Source organism: uncultured Halorubrum sp., assembly GCF_937146585.1.
GTDB classification, from domain to species: domain Archaea; phylum Halobacteriota; class Halobacteria; order Halobacteriales; family Haloferacaceae; genus Halorubrum; species Halorubrum miltondacostae.
Genome location: NZ_CAKZRO010000123.1, coordinates 1 through 15,880, shown reverse-complemented (window position 1 = coordinate 15,880; position 15,880 = coordinate 1). Strand labels below are relative to the sequence as shown.

General features: G+C 71.4%; 20 protein-coding genes. 8 read left to right on the top strand and 12 right to left on the bottom strand.

What is annotated here, in order from left to right:
• From Q0116_RS09975 to Q0116_RS09955, 5 genes are all read right to left on the bottom strand, one after another.
• Positions 1-1,174 (bottom strand): chorismate-binding protein (locus Q0116_RS09975; RefSeq protein WP_297887550.1); only part of this gene is annotated, 1,174 nt, incomplete at its 3' end.
• Positions 1,171-1,815, bottom strand: coding sequence for a phosphoribosylanthranilate isomerase (locus Q0116_RS09970; protein WP_297887548.1), 645 nt, complete (start codon positions 1,813-1,815; stop codon positions 1,171-1,173). The genes Q0116_RS09970 and Q0116_RS09975, both read right to left, overlap by 4 nt.
• Positions 1,815-2,864, bottom strand: a complete 1,050-nt coding sequence (gene trpD, locus Q0116_RS09965) for an anthranilate phosphoribosyltransferase (protein WP_297887545.1) — start codon at positions 2,862-2,864, stop codon at positions 1,815-1,817. Before trpD ends, Q0116_RS09970 begins: the two co-directional genes overlap by 1 nt.
• 188 nt (positions 2,865-3,052) lie before the next feature.
• The gene (locus Q0116_RS09960) at positions 3,053-3,742 is read right to left on the bottom strand and encodes a universal stress protein (protein WP_297887542.1); all 690 of its coding nucleotides are present in this window, start codon (positions 3,740-3,742) and stop codon (positions 3,053-3,055) included.
• Positions 3,743-3,842: 100 nt separating this feature from the next.
• Positions 3,843-5,126 (bottom strand): tRNA pseudouridine(54/55) synthase Pus10, encoded by a 1,284-nt coding sequence (locus Q0116_RS09955; RefSeq protein ID WP_297887539.1) that lies wholly within the window; start codon positions 5,124-5,126, stop codon positions 3,843-3,845.
• A gap of 188 nt (positions 5,127-5,314) precedes the next feature.
• Here Q0116_RS09955 and Q0116_RS09950 point away from each other — a divergent pair, with 188 nt between their 5' ends.
• From Q0116_RS09950 to Q0116_RS09940, 3 genes are all read left to right on the top strand, one after another.
• Positions 5,315-5,689 (top strand): hypothetical protein, encoded by a 375-nt coding sequence (locus Q0116_RS09950; RefSeq protein WP_297887537.1) that lies wholly within the window; start codon positions 5,315-5,317, stop codon positions 5,687-5,689.
• 137 nt (positions 5,690-5,826) lie between these two features.
• Positions 5,827-6,510, top strand: coding sequence for an endonuclease III (gene nth / locus Q0116_RS09945; RefSeq protein WP_297887535.1), 684 nt, complete (start codon positions 5,827-5,829; stop codon positions 6,508-6,510).
• Positions 6,511-6,662: 152 nt separating this feature from the next.
• Positions 6,663-7,220 carry a DoxX family protein gene (locus Q0116_RS09940; protein ID WP_297887533.1) on the top strand — a complete coding sequence of 186 codons (558 nt, stop codon included), beginning with the start codon at positions 6,663-6,665 and terminating at the stop codon, positions 7,218-7,220.
• A gap of 154 nt (positions 7,221-7,374) precedes the next feature.
• On the opposite strand, the gene Q0116_RS09935 is transcribed toward Q0116_RS09940, so the two are convergent.
• Both Q0116_RS09935 and Q0116_RS09930 read right to left on the bottom strand, forming a co-directional pair.
• Positions 7,375-7,812: a universal stress protein gene (locus tag Q0116_RS09935; protein ID WP_297887531.1), complete on the bottom strand. Its 438-nt coding sequence runs from the start codon at positions 7,810-7,812 to the stop codon at positions 7,375-7,377.
• Positions 7,813-7,838: 26 nt separating this feature from the next.
• Complete coding sequence (locus tag Q0116_RS09930; RefSeq protein ID WP_297887529.1) at positions 7,839-8,942, bottom strand: sulfite exporter TauE/SafE family protein; 1,104 nt, start codon at positions 8,940-8,942, stop codon at positions 7,839-7,841.
• 504 nt (positions 8,943-9,446) lie between these two features.
• Here Q0116_RS09930 and Q0116_RS09925 point away from each other — a divergent pair.
• The 4 genes from Q0116_RS09925 to Q0116_RS09910 all read left to right on the top strand — a co-directional run bounded on the left by Q0116_RS09925 (position 9,447) and on the right by Q0116_RS09910 (position 12,308).
• Positions 9,447-10,526, top strand: a complete 1,080-nt coding sequence (locus Q0116_RS09925; protein ID WP_297887526.1) for a glutamate--cysteine ligase — start codon at positions 9,447-9,449, stop codon at positions 10,524-10,526.
• A 156-nt stretch (positions 10,527-10,682) separates the two neighbouring features.
• Positions 10,683-11,306 carry a winged helix-turn-helix domain-containing protein gene (locus Q0116_RS09920; RefSeq protein WP_297887525.1) on the top strand — a complete coding sequence of 208 codons (624 nt, stop codon included), beginning with the start codon at positions 10,683-10,685 and terminating at the stop codon, positions 11,304-11,306.
• A 58-nt stretch (positions 11,307-11,364) separates the two neighbouring features.
• Entirely contained in the window at positions 11,365-11,859 is a 495-nt protein-coding gene (locus tag Q0116_RS09915) for a phosphopantetheine adenylyltransferase (protein ID WP_297887523.1), read from the top strand.
• Positions 11,856-12,308 carry a hypothetical protein gene (locus Q0116_RS09910; RefSeq protein WP_297887520.1) on the top strand — a complete coding sequence of 151 codons (453 nt, stop codon included), beginning with the start codon at positions 11,856-11,858 and terminating at the stop codon, positions 12,306-12,308. The genes Q0116_RS09915 and Q0116_RS09910 overlap by 4 nt, the downstream gene beginning before the upstream one ends.
• A 33-nt stretch (positions 12,309-12,341) precedes the next feature.
• On the opposite strand, the gene Q0116_RS09905 is transcribed toward Q0116_RS09910, so the two are convergent.
• From Q0116_RS09905 to Q0116_RS09885, 5 genes are all read right to left on the bottom strand, one after another.
• Positions 12,342-13,769: an FAD-dependent oxidoreductase gene (locus tag Q0116_RS09905; RefSeq protein ID WP_297887515.1), complete on the bottom strand. Its 1,428-nt coding sequence runs from the start codon at positions 13,767-13,769 to the stop codon at positions 12,342-12,344.
• 108 nt (positions 13,770-13,877) lie between these two features.
• Positions 13,878-14,318, bottom strand: a complete 441-nt coding sequence (locus Q0116_RS09900; protein WP_297887512.1) for an RNA-binding protein — start codon at positions 14,316-14,318, stop codon at positions 13,878-13,880.
• A 21-nt stretch (positions 14,319-14,339) separates the two neighbouring features.
• Positions 14,340-14,528, bottom strand: coding sequence for a hypothetical protein (locus Q0116_RS09895; protein ID WP_006113388.1), 189 nt, complete (start codon positions 14,526-14,528; stop codon positions 14,340-14,342).
• Positions 14,529-14,607: 79 nt separating this feature from the next.
• Entirely contained in the window at positions 14,608-15,189 is a 582-nt protein-coding gene (locus Q0116_RS09890; protein WP_297887502.1) for a hypothetical protein, read from the bottom strand.
• A 115-nt stretch (positions 15,190-15,304) separates the two neighbouring features.
• Positions 15,305-15,502, bottom strand: coding sequence for a methytransferase partner Trm112 (locus tag Q0116_RS09885; protein WP_297887499.1), 198 nt, complete (start codon positions 15,500-15,502; stop codon positions 15,305-15,307).
• A gap of 93 nt (positions 15,503-15,595) precedes the next feature.
• On the opposite strand from Q0116_RS09885, the gene Q0116_RS09880 reads away from it, so the two are divergent.
• Positions 15,596-15,880, top strand: coding sequence for a ribonuclease P protein component 4 (locus tag Q0116_RS09880; RefSeq protein ID WP_297887496.1), 285 nt, complete (start codon positions 15,596-15,598; stop codon positions 15,878-15,880).

The following is a 15,880-nucleotide window of genomic DNA, read 5'->3' as shown; positions in this document are numbered from 1 at the left end:
GGCGCACGTCGTTGCGCGCGAGGTCGACGAGCATCGTGTGCTCGGCGCGCTCCTTCCCGTCGGCGAGCATCTCGCCCGCGAGCCGGCGGTCCTCGACCGGGCTCGTCCCGCGCGGGCAGGTCCCCGCGATGGGGTTCGAGACGACGCGGTCGCCCTGGACGGAGACGAGCGTCTCGGGGCTGGCGCCGACGACGGTCCGGTCGTCGTGGCGCAGCACGTACATGTACGGCGAGGGGTTCACGTCGCGGAGCGCCGCGTACAGCCCGAGCGAGTCGACCTCGCCGCGGAGCTCGCGGCTGCGCGAGATCACGCCCTGGTAGATGTCGCCGTCGAGGACGTGGCGCTTGGCGGTCCGGACGGCCTCCTCGTACTCCTCGCGCGGGTCCGCGGACTCCTCGCCGACGCGCACGCCGTCGGGGTCGGGCGGCGCGGCCTCGCGCAGTTCGGTCGCGACGCGCTCGGCCTCCGCGGCGAGGTCGTCGTACACGGCGGCGGGGTCGTCGTCGGTGCCGATGACCGGCGTGAACACGAGCTCGACGCTCCCCTCCCGCTCGTCGAAGACGACGGTCCGGGTCGTGAGCGCGAACTCGGCGTCCGGGAACTCGGTCTCGGGGCGGTCGACGCCGACCTCCTCCAGCCAGAGGTCGTAGACCGCCTCGTACGCGAGGAAGCCGACGAACCCGCCCGAGAGGATCTGGCGGTCGGTGTCGGGGAACCCGCGGAGGCGCACGTCGGGGAACGCCGCGCGGACGCGGTCGACCGCGTCGCCGGCGTCGGGACCGAGGTCGGGCGCGGTCGACCGCGTCCGCGCGGCGCCGTCGACCCCGTCGCCGACGAACTCGGCGGCCGGACCGAGTTCGGTCACCTCGGTGCGGTCGGGGTGGACGGAGACGACTGCCTCCGGGTCGTAGCCGACGAACGAGTAGCGGGCGTGCCGGTCCGCCTTCCCGCCGTTCGTGAACGCCCCGTCGGGGTCGCTGGAGGCGACCTTCTCGCCGGACTCCAGGAGGAACCCGTACGGGCTGTCGCCGACGAGGGTCGCGTACGCGCCCAGCGGGGTGACATCGGCGTCGAGCGAGGCCGACGCGCGGACGACCACCGGCTTCTCGGCGTCGGCGGCGAGGTCGGCGAACGCTGCCTTCGAGCGGTCGAGCGGAGGGTCCGCGCCGGTCATAGCAGCTCCATCTCCCGGCCCGCGTTGGCGACGAAGCGGGCCACGGCGTTGTGGTCCTTCCGGCCGCCCTCGATCTCGACGCCCGAGGCGACGTCGACCGCGAAGGGGTCGGCGACGCGGACCGCCTCGGCGACGTTGTCGGCCGTGAGCCCGCCCGCCAGCACGACGGGGGTCGTGAGGCGGGCGGCGAGCTCGCCGGTCGCGCGCCAGTCGTGCGTCTCGCCGGTCCCGCCCGCGCCGGAGTCGTCGGTGGAGTCGACGACGAAGGCGTCGACCGCGCCGTCGAACTCCTCGGCCCGCGCCGGGTCGTCGGCGCCGACCGTGAGCAGCACCTTGCGCTCCGTCTCCGCCCGGATGTAGCGGAGCTCGTCGACGGTCCACTCGCCGTGGAGCTGGATCGCGTCGGGGGCGGTCGTGCGGGCCAGCTCGACCGCGCGCTCGGCGGAGTCGGGCATCGTCACGAGCGTCGCGGTGACGAACGCGGGCACGTCGGCGAGCAGCTCCGCCGCCCCGGCCGGGTCGACCTCGCGCGGGGAGTCGACCGGCACCTCCGAGATCACGCCGACCGCGTCCGCGCCCGCGTCGACCGCGGCGCGCAGGTCGGCCTCCCGGGTGATCCCGCAGATCTTCACCCGCGCCATCAGTCGTCGTCCTCCGCGGTCGCCGCCTCCGGCCCCTCCGCGGGGGCGCCGTCGCCGCAGAGCGCCGCGAACTTCTCGGCGGCCGCGCCGGAGTCGATCGCCTCGGCCGCGCGCTCGACGCCGGCCGCGAGCGTGTCGGCCTCGCCGGCGACGTAGATGGCGGCGCCCGCGTTCGCCAGGATGAGGTCGCGCTTCGGGCCCGTCACGGAGCCGTCGACGATCCCGCGCAGGTCCGCGGCGTTCTCCTCGGGCGTGCCGCCCGCGACCGCCTCGATCGGCGCGCGATCGAGGCCGAGATTCGCGGGCGAGATAGTGAACTCCGTCACGTCCTCGCCGTCGACCTCCGCCGCGACCGTCTCGTCGTGGATCCCGATCTCGTCCATGCCCGCGCCGTGGACGACGAGCGCGCGCTCGACGGGCATGTGCGCCAGCGACCGCGCGATGACGGGCACGAGGTCGGGGTCGTACACGCCGAGCACCTGCGCGTCCGCGCCGGCGGGGTTGGTGAGCGGGCCGAGGACGTTGAAGATGGTCCGCATCCCGAGCTCCTTGCGCGGGCCGATGACGGCCTTCATCGCCGGGTGGAAGACGGGCGCGAGCATGAAGCCGATCCCGTCGCGCTCGATCGCGTCCTCGACGGCCGGCGGCTCGGCCTCGACGTCGGCCCCCGCGACCTCCAGCACGTCCGCGCTCCCGGAGGAGGAGGAGACCGAGTAGTTGCCGTGCTTGGCGATCGGCACGCCCGCGCCCGCGGCGACGACGGCGGCGGTCGTCGACACGTTGATCGTGTCGTAGTCGTCGCCGCCGGTACCGCAGGTGTCGACGAGCGGCTCCCGGTCGGGCTCGATCGTCCGCGCCGCGTCGCGCATCCCCTGCGCGAAGCCGGCTATCTCGGCCTCGGTCTCGCCCTTCGCGCGGAGCGCGGCGAGCAGCGCCCCGATCTGGGCCTCGGTCGCGTCCTCGAAGACGAGCCGCGCGGCCTCGCGCGCCTCCGCTACGGTCAGATCTTCCCCGTCCGTCACGCGCTCGACCGTGTCGTTGAGATTCATTGTGTCCACCGATGTAGTATTCCGCGTTGTGATGTACAAGTGTGTACACTGTTTTAACGCTGTCGCCGAGGTGTGGAACGGTAGCGAACGACGAGAACGCGGCCGGAACAGGGTCGGACGGGAGGCAAACAGAGTCGAACCGGGGCGGTACGGGAGCGGAAGGGAGAGCGATGGGGGGGCGACCCGCCCTACGCCGCGTCGAGCGCGGTCGACCCGTCGGCCTCGACGACGACGACGGGGACCTCGGCGTCGCCGATCACCGTGTCGGTCGTCGATCCGAAGACGAAGCGGCCGACGGTCCCCGTCGTCGGCGCGCCCACGACGACGAGGTCGTAGTACGCCGACTGCTCGACGATCGCCCCGGCGGCGGTCCGGTCCTCGACGAGCCACCGGTCGGCGCGGTCGAACTCGCCGAGCCGGTCCTCGGCCGCGCCGAGGAGCCGCTCCCCGGCCGCGGCGTAGTCGGTGTCGGCGGCGTCGGCGGGGGCGACGGTCCCGGAGGCGTCGTCGTCGGGCGCCGCGTCGGCGAGCGCCGCGTCCGAGGGGACGACGTGGAACAGTTCGAGCCAGGCGTCGGTCGCCGCCGCGATCTCCCGCGCGACGTCGACGGTGGCCCCGGAGTGCGGCCCGGGGCCGACGGCGACGAGGACCGACGAGACCCGGTCGGGTCGCTCCGCGCGGTCGGCGCCGTTCAGCGACACGTCGGCGGCGGCCGGGACCTCGCTCGCGTCGTCGACCGCGGGCCGGACGACGGGGTCGCCGACGGCGGGCGATCCCGCCCGACCGGCGGTAGTCGCGCCGCCCGACTCGCCGCGCGCGCCGCCGTTTCGGGTACCGCCCTCTCGGGGGCTTCCACCGTCTACGTCGCTCCCATCCATGGTTGAACGTCTGACGCTTGTCAGATAAATCCCGTTGGTTCCGCGTCCTTGCCCGGGCTAGTCCGGCGCGGTGAGCCCCCGGCAGAGAGCCCGCGCGGCGTCACTCCCGGAAGAACTCGTCGCGCTCGAACGGCTCCGCCTCGCCCTCCACCGCGAGGACGTCGAGCGCGGTCACCTCGGCCCCGACGCCGAGGAGTCCCGCGAGGCTCGGCTCGGTCCGCCCCTCGTCGCCGGAGATCAGCTCCTTGATGTAGAGGCCGCCCTCGCCGCGGATCTCGACGGTCGCGTGACGCGGGTCGTCGAGTTCGCCGGTCGCCTCGTACACGTCGCGCTCGCGGGTCATGCTCGCGCGGCGGTGGTCGACGCGGTTCGGCGTGTACTGCTCGACGGTCGCCCCCTCCAGCGCGGCGACCGCGTCCGCGAGGGCATCGGCGTCGACGTCGGCGTCGAACGTCACCGCGGCACGGTAGCGCTTGGCCGCGTCGTGGCCCTTCACGCGTTCGACCATCTCGTAGGTGGCGAGCCGGAGCCCCTCGACCTCGACCGCGCCGTCGGCGAAGGCGTTGATGTCCGCCTGGAGGCGGTCGGTGTCGACCCGGCGGCGGCGCGGCTCCTCGACCTCGACCACGAACGGGCGGCCGGTGCCGAGCATGAGCGCGTCGACGTCCTCGCGGCCCGCGCCGTGGAACGTCGCCTCCGTCCCGTCCATCACGTCCTCGACGACCGGCGCGGTGTACTCCTCGACGCTGTCGTCGTAGAGGTAGCCGGAGCCGCCGCAGTGGTCGCAGGGGTCGGCCCCCTGCCGCCCGGAGCCCTTACACTCCCGGCAGGGCCACTCGGTCTGCGGGATGTCGCGCTCCAGCTTCCTGTACCGGCCGTAGACGAACGTGGAGTTCACCTTCGCGTCGACCTCGTCTTCGGCCAGGTCGATCGTGAACTGGACGTCGGGGCGGTCGAAGGAGACCTCCGCGCCCGTGAGCCGCCCGAACCGCTTGCCGACCTCGCGGTTGAACTCCGACTTGAACGGCTCGCCCGCGCCCTCGTCGAGGCCGGCGTCCGCGCGGAGCAGCGCCTCGTTCTCCTCGATCAGCGGCGGCGGGCGCGTGCCGACGTTGTACGTGGCGAACTCGACTCCTTCGACCGCCTCGGCGGCGCGCTCCGCCCACTCGTCGAAGTCGGCGCAGCGCCCCTCGCACACCCAGCAGTCCGCGGTGTCGACCGGCTCGTGGTCCTCGTCGTCGCGCAGCGCGAGCGACACCCGGAGCGCCGAGCCGCGGTCGGCGTTCGACAGCCCGAAGCTCCGGTCGGCGACGAGCCGGCCGAGGCAGGCGTCGCAGACCGGTCCGGTCTCGGTCGCGCGCGCCGCGACGTCGAGTACGTCCATACGCTCACCAGCGCGCCGCGTGGTAACTGTCTTACTACTCGGTGGCTCCGTCGACGTTCTCGACGGATGGCAGGCCTCGTTCGGAGACCGTCGCCGTAGCTGACTCGTGTGCCGCAAGCGAGGCTACTTGCCACTCCCGAGTCGGACCCGTCACTGGGATATAAGAAACGGAGGCCGCACGTCCCGGCATGCGATTTCTTACCAAATCTGTCGCCGTGGGCGTCGTCGTCGGTTCGGCCGTCGGACTGGTCGGCGGAGTCCTCATCGGTCCGGACGGGTGGGCCCTCGGGGGAGCGGCGGCGGGCGGTGCCGTCGGCTCGGGGAGCGCCGATCTCGCGGGGTCGATACGCGACAGCGCGAAGGCCGGCGTGCTCACCGCCGTCGTGTTCGCGGCGGTCTTCGGGCTCGGTAGCGGCGTCCGCCTCGCGATCGACGCGGGAAACCCGGCGGTGCTGACGCAGGGGTTGGGACCGTTCTTCTCGATCGCGTTCATCTACGGGTTCGGCTGTTTCGTCGCCGCCGCCGCCACCGGCGCAGTCGTCCACTTCGGTCGGAGTTCGTGACAGCCGGTCAGTTCGTGCGGCGCAGCGACCGCTTCTCTCGGGTAATTCGGCTCGCGGCCGAGCGGTCGAGCGCCGCCGGACCCCGACGAGGGGGTCGCAGTCGGATCGTTCAATGTCGCCCGGACGGAGAAACGGGTATGGGAACGCCACTCGATCCGCGTGCGGAGCAGGTCGCCGAGGTCTTAGACCGGCTGTACGAGGAGTACCCCGACTCGACCATCTCGCTCAACTACTCCAACCGGCTGGAGCTGCTCATCGCGGTGATCCTCTCCGCGCAGTGTACGGACGAGCGCGTGAACAAGGTGTGCGCCGACCTGTTCGAGACGTACGAGACGCCCGAGGAGTACGCGAACGCGCCCCAAGAGGAGATGGCCGATGCGATCGACTCGATCACCTACTACAACAACAAGGCGAAGTACATCCGCTCCGCGTGCGCGGACATCGCGGACGAGCACGACGGCGAGGTGCCGGACACGATGTCCGAGCTGACGGACCTCGCGGGCGTCGGTCGCAAGACCGCGAACGTCGTCCTCCAGCACGGCCACGACGTGGTCGAGGGGATCGTCGTCGACACCCACGTCCAGCGGCTCACCCGGCGGCTCGGGATCACGGAAGAGGAGCGCCCCGAAGCGATCGAACAGGACTTGCTGGACGTCGTCCCCGAGAGCGACTGGCAGCAGTTCACGCACCTCATGATCGACCACGGCCGCGCGACGTGTACCGCGATCAACCCCGAATGCGCCGACTGCGTGCTCGCGGACGTCTGTCCCTCGGAGAAGGGGGACGCCGAGGTCGACCTCGCAAGCGGCGAGGCGTGGTGAGCCCGGAGAACCGGCCTGATCCGATGACGTTCGGGTGTAGTATTTAAAGACCCGGCGGATGAGGGGTCGCGGCGGGATTCGTCTCGCCGAGGGGGAACTCGCTTTTCGATTTATATACGCAACCGGTGTATTCGCAAGTGAGGAGAGACACAATGTCCACCAAATCCACAAACGAGTTCGGCGGCGAGTTCGGCGGAATCACGCTGTTGGGGAAGGCGCACTCGCTGTCGGCGCTGTTCATCGTCCTGCTCCGGGCGACCATCGGCGGGATGATCCTGTTCGCGGGCCTCGGGAAGGTGACGGGGGAGGCGTTCGACGCCAGCGGGTACCTCGTCCACGCGCCCGACGCGGCGAGCCCGGTCAGCGGCCTGTACGCCGCGATGGGGTCGACGCCGTGGTTCGTCGAGTTCGCGAACGTGTTCGTGCCCGCGACGCAGCTGCTGATCGGCGCGGCGCTGATCCTCGGCGCGTTCGTCCGCCTGGCCGCGCTGGGCGGGGCGATGCAGATGACGCTGTTCTACCTCGGCGGGTGGAGCGGCGACTTCCTCGCCCTGTTCGACTCGACGCTGGTGTACGCGATGGTGTTCCTCACCGTCGCCGCGTTCGGCGCGGGCCGCGTCCTCGGCCTCGACGCCTACATCGAGCAGATTCAGGTCGGCGGGCAGGCGCTCGTCGAGAGGGTCCCGGCGCTCCGGTACGTCCTCGGCTGAATCGGGTCTGCGACGCGGGAGGTGTCGGAGCAGCGACGTGCGACCGCGCATCGCCGGCTCGTCTTCGACGAATCAGCGCCCGGTGCGATCGAGTTCGGTTTTCGTGTCCGAGTTATCAGCGGTTCGTCGGTGGTCGTGACCGCGGCGCGGAGTCTCACTCGTCGGCGATGCGGACCGTCAGGACCGGGACCGGCGACCGCCGGACGACCCGCTCCGCGATGGAGCCGATCAGGTAGTGGTCGATCCCCGTTCTGCCGTGGGTCCCCATCACGATGACATCGACGTCGGCCGTGTCCGCGTAGTCGAGAATTTCGGCGTGAGGGACGCCCGACTCGACGTGGCGCTCGACGGCGACGTCGTCCGGGAGGACGCCGGCGGCGTCGTCGACCGCCTGCTCGGCGCGTTCGCGCTCGGCGTCTTCCCAGGTCTCGGTTCCCAGCCCCATGCTCGGGCCTTCGAATCGGTTCCGCGTGTCGACGACCGACAGCACGTGGACCGTCGCGTCGTACCGCCGGGCGAGCGAACCGATGTGTTCGGCGACCGTCGACGTCCCGTCGCTTCCGTCGGTCGGCAAGAGCAGATGGTCGTACATGTGTTCGTGTTGCGTGTCTGACCGTATCAGATCCCGACTCCGCCGGCCATCAGGAAGAGCGCGGCCGAGATGGTAGCGAAGAGGGCGGCGACCCCTTTCTGGATGGTTCCGGTATCGAGCGCGTTCGAAACGTACGGAGCGATCTGTCCGCCGGTGACCGTCGCGGGGACCGTGAACACGACCATGTTCCACGGCGTCGATGCGAGGCTCAGCGAGTGGACCCCGCCGACGCCGAACGCGCCGAGGATCGTCCCGCCGAAGACGTGGACGAGCGAGGCGAGGATCGCCGTCGTCGCGACGATGATGTGGTTAGTCCCGATGGCGACGCGGGTGGGAACACCGGTCCGCAGTTGGGAGATGATCCCAAGTTCACCGCTCCCGAAGCCGGCTAGCCCCTGAAACGTCCCGCCGACGCTGTAGTTGGTGAACCGTTCGAGGTACCCCGACCAGGAGTACTCGTACGTGTCGCCCTCGCGGTCGACCCGGGTGACTTTCCCCCCCTCGGTCGCGTCGACGCCCGCGGGGCCGAGCTTCCCGTCGTCATCGGGGAACTCCGCCGCCGGACCGCCGTCGGTCGCCACGGCGTCGTCTGTCTCGTCCGGCCCGTCGTGGCCGATGTCGGCCTTGAGCATCAGGTAGCCGGCGACAAGCAGCGCCGCGCCGAGGGCCGCGTGAAACAGCGGCTCCGGAATGAAGAAGGACAGCAGCGCCCCGGCGATGACGAACGGGACGCTTCCGGCGACGATGGTCAGCGCGAGTCGTCGGTCGACTAGGCCGTACTGGATGAACGCGATCGACGACGCCGAGAGGCCGAAGGACTCGCTGATCAGTCCCACCTTCACGAGCGTCTCCGGCGTGAGCGTCTCTCCGGCCAACACCGGGAAGATGAAGATCAGAAACGGTACGAACAGCGCCGAACCGCTGATCCCGACCGTGTTGACCGTCGTCGCCCCCAGCAGGAAGAACGGGAACAGCCACCAGTACTCCAGCCAGTAGTCCATCCCGCCGCTTCCGCCGGTCGGGGCGGCGAACAGGACTACGGTCACGAACACCGCCGGCGCCGCGAAGACGAATATGTGCTGATACTTCAGGAACGACTTCTGTAGACGTTGGGATCGGGTTGCGCTCATCGGAAGCAGTGTGTCAGTGCGGTGTCGTCCGGGCGAGGGTGGTCGAAGGCGAGCGGTGCGACGTCGCCGGTAACCGGCGAGCGGATCGGGACCCGAACGAACCACTCCGTCCGGTGTGAGGCCGCCAGAATCCGTCGCTGATCTGGTTCGATCGCAGAGTCACGTATTGGCCGATTCGTTACGACTTCGCGTGTAAATCCTCTTTGTCTCGCGGAATTCGTAATTAATAATTAATATACTACTGAGAGCACTGCCTATTTCTTCTGATATCGTTGTTTCTCGCTGATATCGGCGTTGGACCTCTCGTGACGGTTGACACGTACTCTAGCCTGAACGGGACTCGAACGGGTAGTACGCGGAACCCGGCGGTCCGTCTCAGACAGAGAGCTGTCTCCCGTCGCCGGATTCCGCTCGCCGCGCATCACGCACCCTCCGACTCGCGGGGGGACCGCTCCGTTTCGGGTTCCAATCCTTATAAGACCGAGCGACCGATACGGAGCGGTAATGGAACTCGGTTCGCGGGACGCGTTCTCCCGGATGGGGACGCTCGGCATCGAGGAGGAGTTCTACATCGTCGACGCCGAGGGCCGCCCGACGTCCGGGACCGACGACCTCGTGTACGGCCGCGACCCGCCGGCGGCCGTGCCGGAGGGATTCGAGCACGAGCTGTTCGAGTGTACGATCGAGGCGCAGACGGAGCTGATCGAGGGCGGCGACGACCCCGCCACCGCGCTCGCGACGGTCCGCGAGGCGCTCGTCGACCACGCCGCCGCCGACGGGTATCGGATCGCGGCCGCCGGCCTCCACCCGGCGGCGAAGTGGCGCGAGCTCGACCACGTCCAGAAACCGCGGTACCAGGCGCAGCTGGACCGGATCCAGTACCCGCAACACCGCAACACGACCGCGGGGCTCCACGTCCACGTCGGCGTCGACGACGCGGACAAGGCCGTGTGGGTCGCGAACCGACTGCGGTGGCACTGCTCGGTGCTGCTCGCGCTGTCGGCGAACTCCCCGTTCTGGAACGGGTTCGACACCGGGCTCGCGTCTGCCCGCGCGAAGGTGTTCGAGAACCTCCCGAACACCGGCATCCCCTCGGCGTTCGAGGACTTCGACGCCTTCCAGCGGTACGAGCGCCGGATGGTCGAGACCGACTCCATCGCCGACCGCGGCGAGCTGTGGTTCGACGTGCGCCCCCACACCGGCCACGGCACCGTGGAGGTGCGCGCGCCCGACGCGCAGCGCGACCCCGACGTGACGCTCGCGCTCGCCGAGTACGTCCGCGCGCTGGTCGTCGACTACGCCGAGCGATACGAGGACGGCGAGTCGGTCCCCTCGCTGCGCCGCGAGCTCTTGGACGAGAACAAGTGGCGCGCGATCCGCCGCGGGCACGACGCCGCGTTCGTCGACCGCGACGGCGAGGGGACGACGCCGCTCGGCGAGGTCGTCGACGCCGAGTGCGACCGGCTCGGGGTCTCGGGGATCCGCGAGGTGTACGAGGCGGAGAGCGGCGCGGCGCGCCAGCGACGGCTCCGCGAGGAGTCCGGCGCGGACGCGCTGCGCGAGGACCTCGTCCTGAACGCCTGAACGCCGCGGCGGGGCTCAGTACCGCGACCGGGCGACGAGCCCGCCGGAAGACAAGCCCGCCGGACGGCGAGCCCGGCCGACGCGTCTCCCGCCGACGTTTCGTCGGAACGAAAGCGACGAGAAACCCTTTTGCCCGCGTAGCCCCCACTTTCCGCCATGACCACGGACGATTCACCGTCGGAGCCGGGAGACGACCCCGAGGAGTCGCCGACAGAGCGGACCCGCGAGGAGCTTCGGAAGACGAGAGAGCGGCTCGGCGAGGGCGCCGACCGGGCGGTGAAGGGGTTCGACGACAACGTCGTCGACCTGCTCGCGTGGCTGCTCGACACGGAGACCCGCGCCCGCATTTACGTCTACCTCCGGGACAACCCCCACAGCACCAGCGACGAGGTCGCCGACGGGACCGGGCTGTACCCCAGCACCGTCCGCGAGGCGCTCGCCGAGCTCCACGACGAGGGCACCGTCGAGCGCGACAAGCGGAAGGCCGAGGGCGCGGGCAACAACCCCTACGAGTACGAGGCCATCGCGCCGAGCGACCTGGTCCGCGGCGTCGTCGGTGACGTCCAGGCGGAGCTGAACGCCGTCTTCAACCTCGACCGGCGGCTCGGCGGCGAGTCGCCCGACGGCGACACCGAGCCAGTCCAGATATCCGTCGACGGGCAGGGCGAGGGAGAGGGCGCGGAGAGCCACGGAGACGTCGACGCGGAGGGCGACGCGACGAGCGCGGACGAGGACGCGGTCGACGCGAGCGGTGGCGACGAGGCCGAGCCCACGAACTGAGCGACGGCGACGGTCGCGGTTCGGGACGTTTTAAGTTCGACCCGCGCAACGGAGAGGCATGAACGTCGCGCTTGGGGGTACGTTCGATCCCGTTCACGACGGCCACCGGAAGCTGTTCGAACGGGCGTTCGAGCTGGGTGACGTCACCGTCGGGCTCACCTCCGACGAGCTCGCGCCGAAGACCCGGCACGTCGAGCGCTACGTCCGCCCCTACGACCGACGCGAGCGCGACCTGGAGGCGGAGCTGGCGCCCTTAGCGGAGGCGCACGACCGCGAGTACGAGGTCCGCGAGCTGACCGAGCCGACCGGCATCGCGGTCGAACCGGAGTTCGACGCGCTGATCGTCTCGCCCGAGACGAAGGGCGGCGGCGAGCGGATAAACGAGATCCGCGCCGAGCACGGCCGCGACCCGCTCGACCTAGTCGTCGTCGACCACGTGGCGGCCGAGGACGGCGAGCGGATCTCCTCGACGCGGATCGTCGCGGGCGAGATCGACGAACACGGCAACCTCACCCCCGACCGGGAGGGGCGGGGCGCGACCCGACCGGAATGACGGACGCGAGCGCGACCGAGGGGAGCGCGGCCGCGTCCCGGCGCGCGGCGCTGCTCCGGATCGCCCTCGGCGAGACCGGCTTCGAGCGGGCGACGGTGTGGAGCGCGGTCGGGCTCGCGCTGACGTACGTCGCCTTCGACGCCGCCGCCGCGGCGGGCGTCGGTCCCGCGGCGACGGCGGGCGGACTCGCCGCGGTCGCCGCGGTTGGAGCTGTCGCCTTCGCCGCGACCGGCGGCGGCGCCCTCCCGACGGCCCTGCTCGCGTACGGCCCCTTCGCGGGCACGCTGCTCCGAGCGCTCGGCCCGGCGCCGTACGCGCTCCCGGGCGGACCCGGCGGCCCTCCCCTCGCGACCGTCACCGCGCCCCTCGCGCTCGCCGCCGCGGTCGCCGTCGCCGTCGGCTTCGCGGCGGCGGTGGTCGGGTTCCTCGTCGGTCGGATACGGGAGTGATTTCACGCCTCCCGGTGAGGGCTCCGTCGCCGCTCAGCCGTCTAGTTTCCCGTTCAGCACCTTCGCCGCGACCAGGATCGGGTCCCACACCGGGCTGAACGGCGGCGCGTACGCGAGGTCCAGTCGCTCCACCTCGGGCACGGTCATGTCCGCCTCGATCGCGGTCGCGAGCGTGTCGATCCGGATCGCCGCGCGGTCGGTGCCGACGATGCTCCCGCCGAGGAGGCGGCCCGTGTCGCGGTCGGCGACGAGCGTCACGTCGGTCTCGGCCGCGCCGGGGTAGTAGCCGGAGCGCGACCCCGCGGTCACCGTCTCGCGGACCGGGTCGAACCCGGCCGCCTCGGCGGCGTCCGGGTCGAGGATCCCGACGCGGGCGGCCTCCGCGTCGAACGCCTTCACCGCGGCGGTCCCCGCGATGTCGCCGACCGGTGTCGGGTCGCCCGCGACCGTCGCGCCGATGGCGCGCCCGGCGCGGTTCGCGGTGAGGCCGAGCGGCGTCCAGTCGGGCTCGCCGGTCACCGCGTGGCGCGCGGTCGCGCAGTCGCCCGCGGCGTACACGTCCGGGAGGCTGGTGCGGCCGTGGTCGTCCACGCGGATCGCGTCGCCCGGCCCGCGGTCGAACCCGGTGCCGTCGAGCAGGTCGGCGTTCGGTCGGATCCCGACCCCGACGACCGCCATGTCGACCGGGACGCGGTCGCCGCCGACCTCGATCGCCTCGATCCGGTCGTCGCCGACGAGCGCCTCGACCGGGGCGTCGGTGTGAACGGTGACGCCCTCGGCTTCGAGCGCGTCCTCGACGCGGTTCCCGACCGCCTCGCCGAACGGCGAGAGGAGGTGCCCGGACCGGTGGAAGACGCGGACGTCGAGCCCGCGCTCCGCGAGCGCCTCGGCGACCTCGACGCCGACGTACCCGCCGCCGACGACTGCGGCGGTCTCGGGGGCCGGCATCGCCGCGTTGCGCTCGACGCGGTCGCGGTCGACCGCGCTCACGTCGGCGCGGTCGGGGTCGTAGGCGTCCGGCTCCGCGACGTACGCGTCGATGGCGGCCGCGGCGTCCATGTCGTGAAGGGTGAACGCGCCGTCGAGACCGCGCACGTCGAAGGGGCCGGGGTCGGCGCGCGCGCCGGTGGCGACGAGCAGGTCGCCGTACGCCCGTTCGAACCGGTCGCCCTCGGCCGTCTCGACCGTGACGCGCTTCGCGTCGGGGTCGACGGCGACCACCTCGTGACCGCGCCGGAGGTCGATCCCCCGCTCGTCGACTTCGTCCGGCGACAGCGACAGGAGGTCCGACATCCGGTCGACGTAGCGGGCGATGAAGTACGGCATCCCGCAGTAGGCGTACGAGATCCAGCGGCCCTTCTCGAAGACGACGACCTCGCGGTCCGGCGCTTCGCGACGGAACTTGCTGGCCGCGCTCAACCCCGCCGCGTCGGCGCCGACGACCACGAACGGATCGCTCATGACGGGACATCGACGGGGCGGGTGAAAAAGTCACGCCGCGGGTGCGGCCGGGGCACGCGACCGGGCGAGTGCGGCCAGACCGCGCGGCTGCTACCGGTCAGTCGTCGCTCAGGCGTCGTCGTCGGCCAGCCGCGAGAGCGTCTCGCGGGCGTTCGCGACCGCCTTCTCCTTTTTCGCCGGGTACGCCTCGACCTTCGTGCGGACGGTGATCCCGGGGCCGAGGCGGACGTCGCCGCGGAAGGCCGCCTGCTTGTCGAGCCGGAGGAACAGCGCGCAGTTGTCGTCGACGCGCTCGTCGAGCTCGTCGAGGACGCGGTCGAGGTCCTCCAGCTCGGACAGCCGGTCTAACACGTGTCGCATCTCGTCGGCGGTCTCGACCCGCGCCGAGAGCACGACGATCCGGTCGCCGTGGTGCCCCACGTTCTCCACGCGGTCGAGGTCGACGTCCTCGGGGAGGAGGGTTCGCAGCGACTGCTCGACCCGCTTGACGTCCTCCGTGGCGTACGAGAACGCGCGGAGGTCGACGTAGTGGAAGGGGACTTTCGGCATGCGGGACGGGTGGGGGCGGCGTTACTCCTCGCTCTCGACGGCGTCGAGCGCGTCCTCGGGGACGCCCGTCTCCTGGCCGTCCTCGAAGCTGACCGTGTACGTCGCGTCGCCGAACATGGTCTCCATCACCTGCGTGATCGTGCCCGACTCGCCGTCGTACTCGCTGTGTTTGTCGTGGAGCACGACCTCGTCTTCCTTCTCGAAGCTCATGGCGTCTCGTTCCGCCGGGACGGTTAAAAGCGCGCGGATCCCGACCGAGACGACGGGGTCCGGGCGGGCGGGCGTCGGCTCACGTCACCGCGAGCAGCACCGCGCCGAACGCGATCATCAGCGCGATCCCCACCCCGAGCCACACGACGGCGCTGTCGACGGCGAGCGCGACCGTGACCGCGGCGGCGACGGCGAGGAACCCGAAGACCGCGCCCGCGGTCCCGCCGCGCCGGACGAAGCGGTCGAGCGCGTTCACCAGCTGGCGCCCGGGCGGCACGTCTGGCGGGCCCTCCGGGGGCGCGGAGAGGGCCTCGTCGACTGCGACCGGCTCCTCGGGGGTGTCGGGGGAGGGGTCGATCCGCACGTCGACGTAGCTCGTGTTCGACCCGTAGCCCGTGACGATCTTCAGCTTGCCGCGGACGCGCTCGTCGACGTCGGCCGTCGAGACGTGGACGTGGCGGGTCCCCTCGTCGGCGACGAAGTGGTTGACCTCGTCGACGGCGGTCACCCGGTCGAGGTCGTCGTCGAAGTGGAGGTGGACGTGCGTCGAGCGCCCCGTGTTCTCGAGCACGACCGGAAACGGCCCGTCGGTGACGAACGCGTCCGGCGCGTCGATGTCGTGGACCGCCTCCCCGTTCAGTTCGACGTCGAGTGTCGGCACGGTGGAGACCACGACCCCGTCCTAAAAAAAGATTCACACGGGCGAGGGGTTTCCCGGAGCGACGTCGCCGCCGGGCGGTCGGTCGATCCTCGCCGGCCGAACAGCGCGGCGGCGTTTACGCCGCCGCCTCTTCGCGCATGTCCGGCGGCAGGAGGTTCGGGATCCCGTCCTCGATGGGGTACGTCTCGCCGCACTCCGTACAGGTGAGCGTCCCGGCGAGGACCTCTCCGTCGTCCGCCTCGTCGTCGACGTCGAGTTCGAGGGTCGACTTGTCGAGCGGACAGCAGATCACGTCCATCAGGGATTCCTTCATACCGCTCGGTTGGGTGGGACCGATAAAAAAGCGTGCGGGTCGCGGTCGCGTCGGATAACAACCCCTTTTGCCGACGCGCCCGCCGTCACGGCCATGGGTATCCCGGCGGAGCGGATCGAGCGGCTGTTCGCGCTCGCCCGCGAGGCGGTCGTCGACGACGAGTACGGCCGCGCCCGCGGGTACGTCGCCCGCGCCCGCCGGATCGCCGAGCGCAACCGCTGCGGGATCCCCGCGGAACTCTCCAGGCGCGCCTGCGACGACTGCGCCGTCTACCTCCGGCCCGGCAAGACGAGTCGCGTCCGGACGCGGCCCGGGCGCGTGGTCGTCCGCTGTACCGAGTGCGGGGCGACGGCGCGGTATCCGTACGGCGGGGAGTGA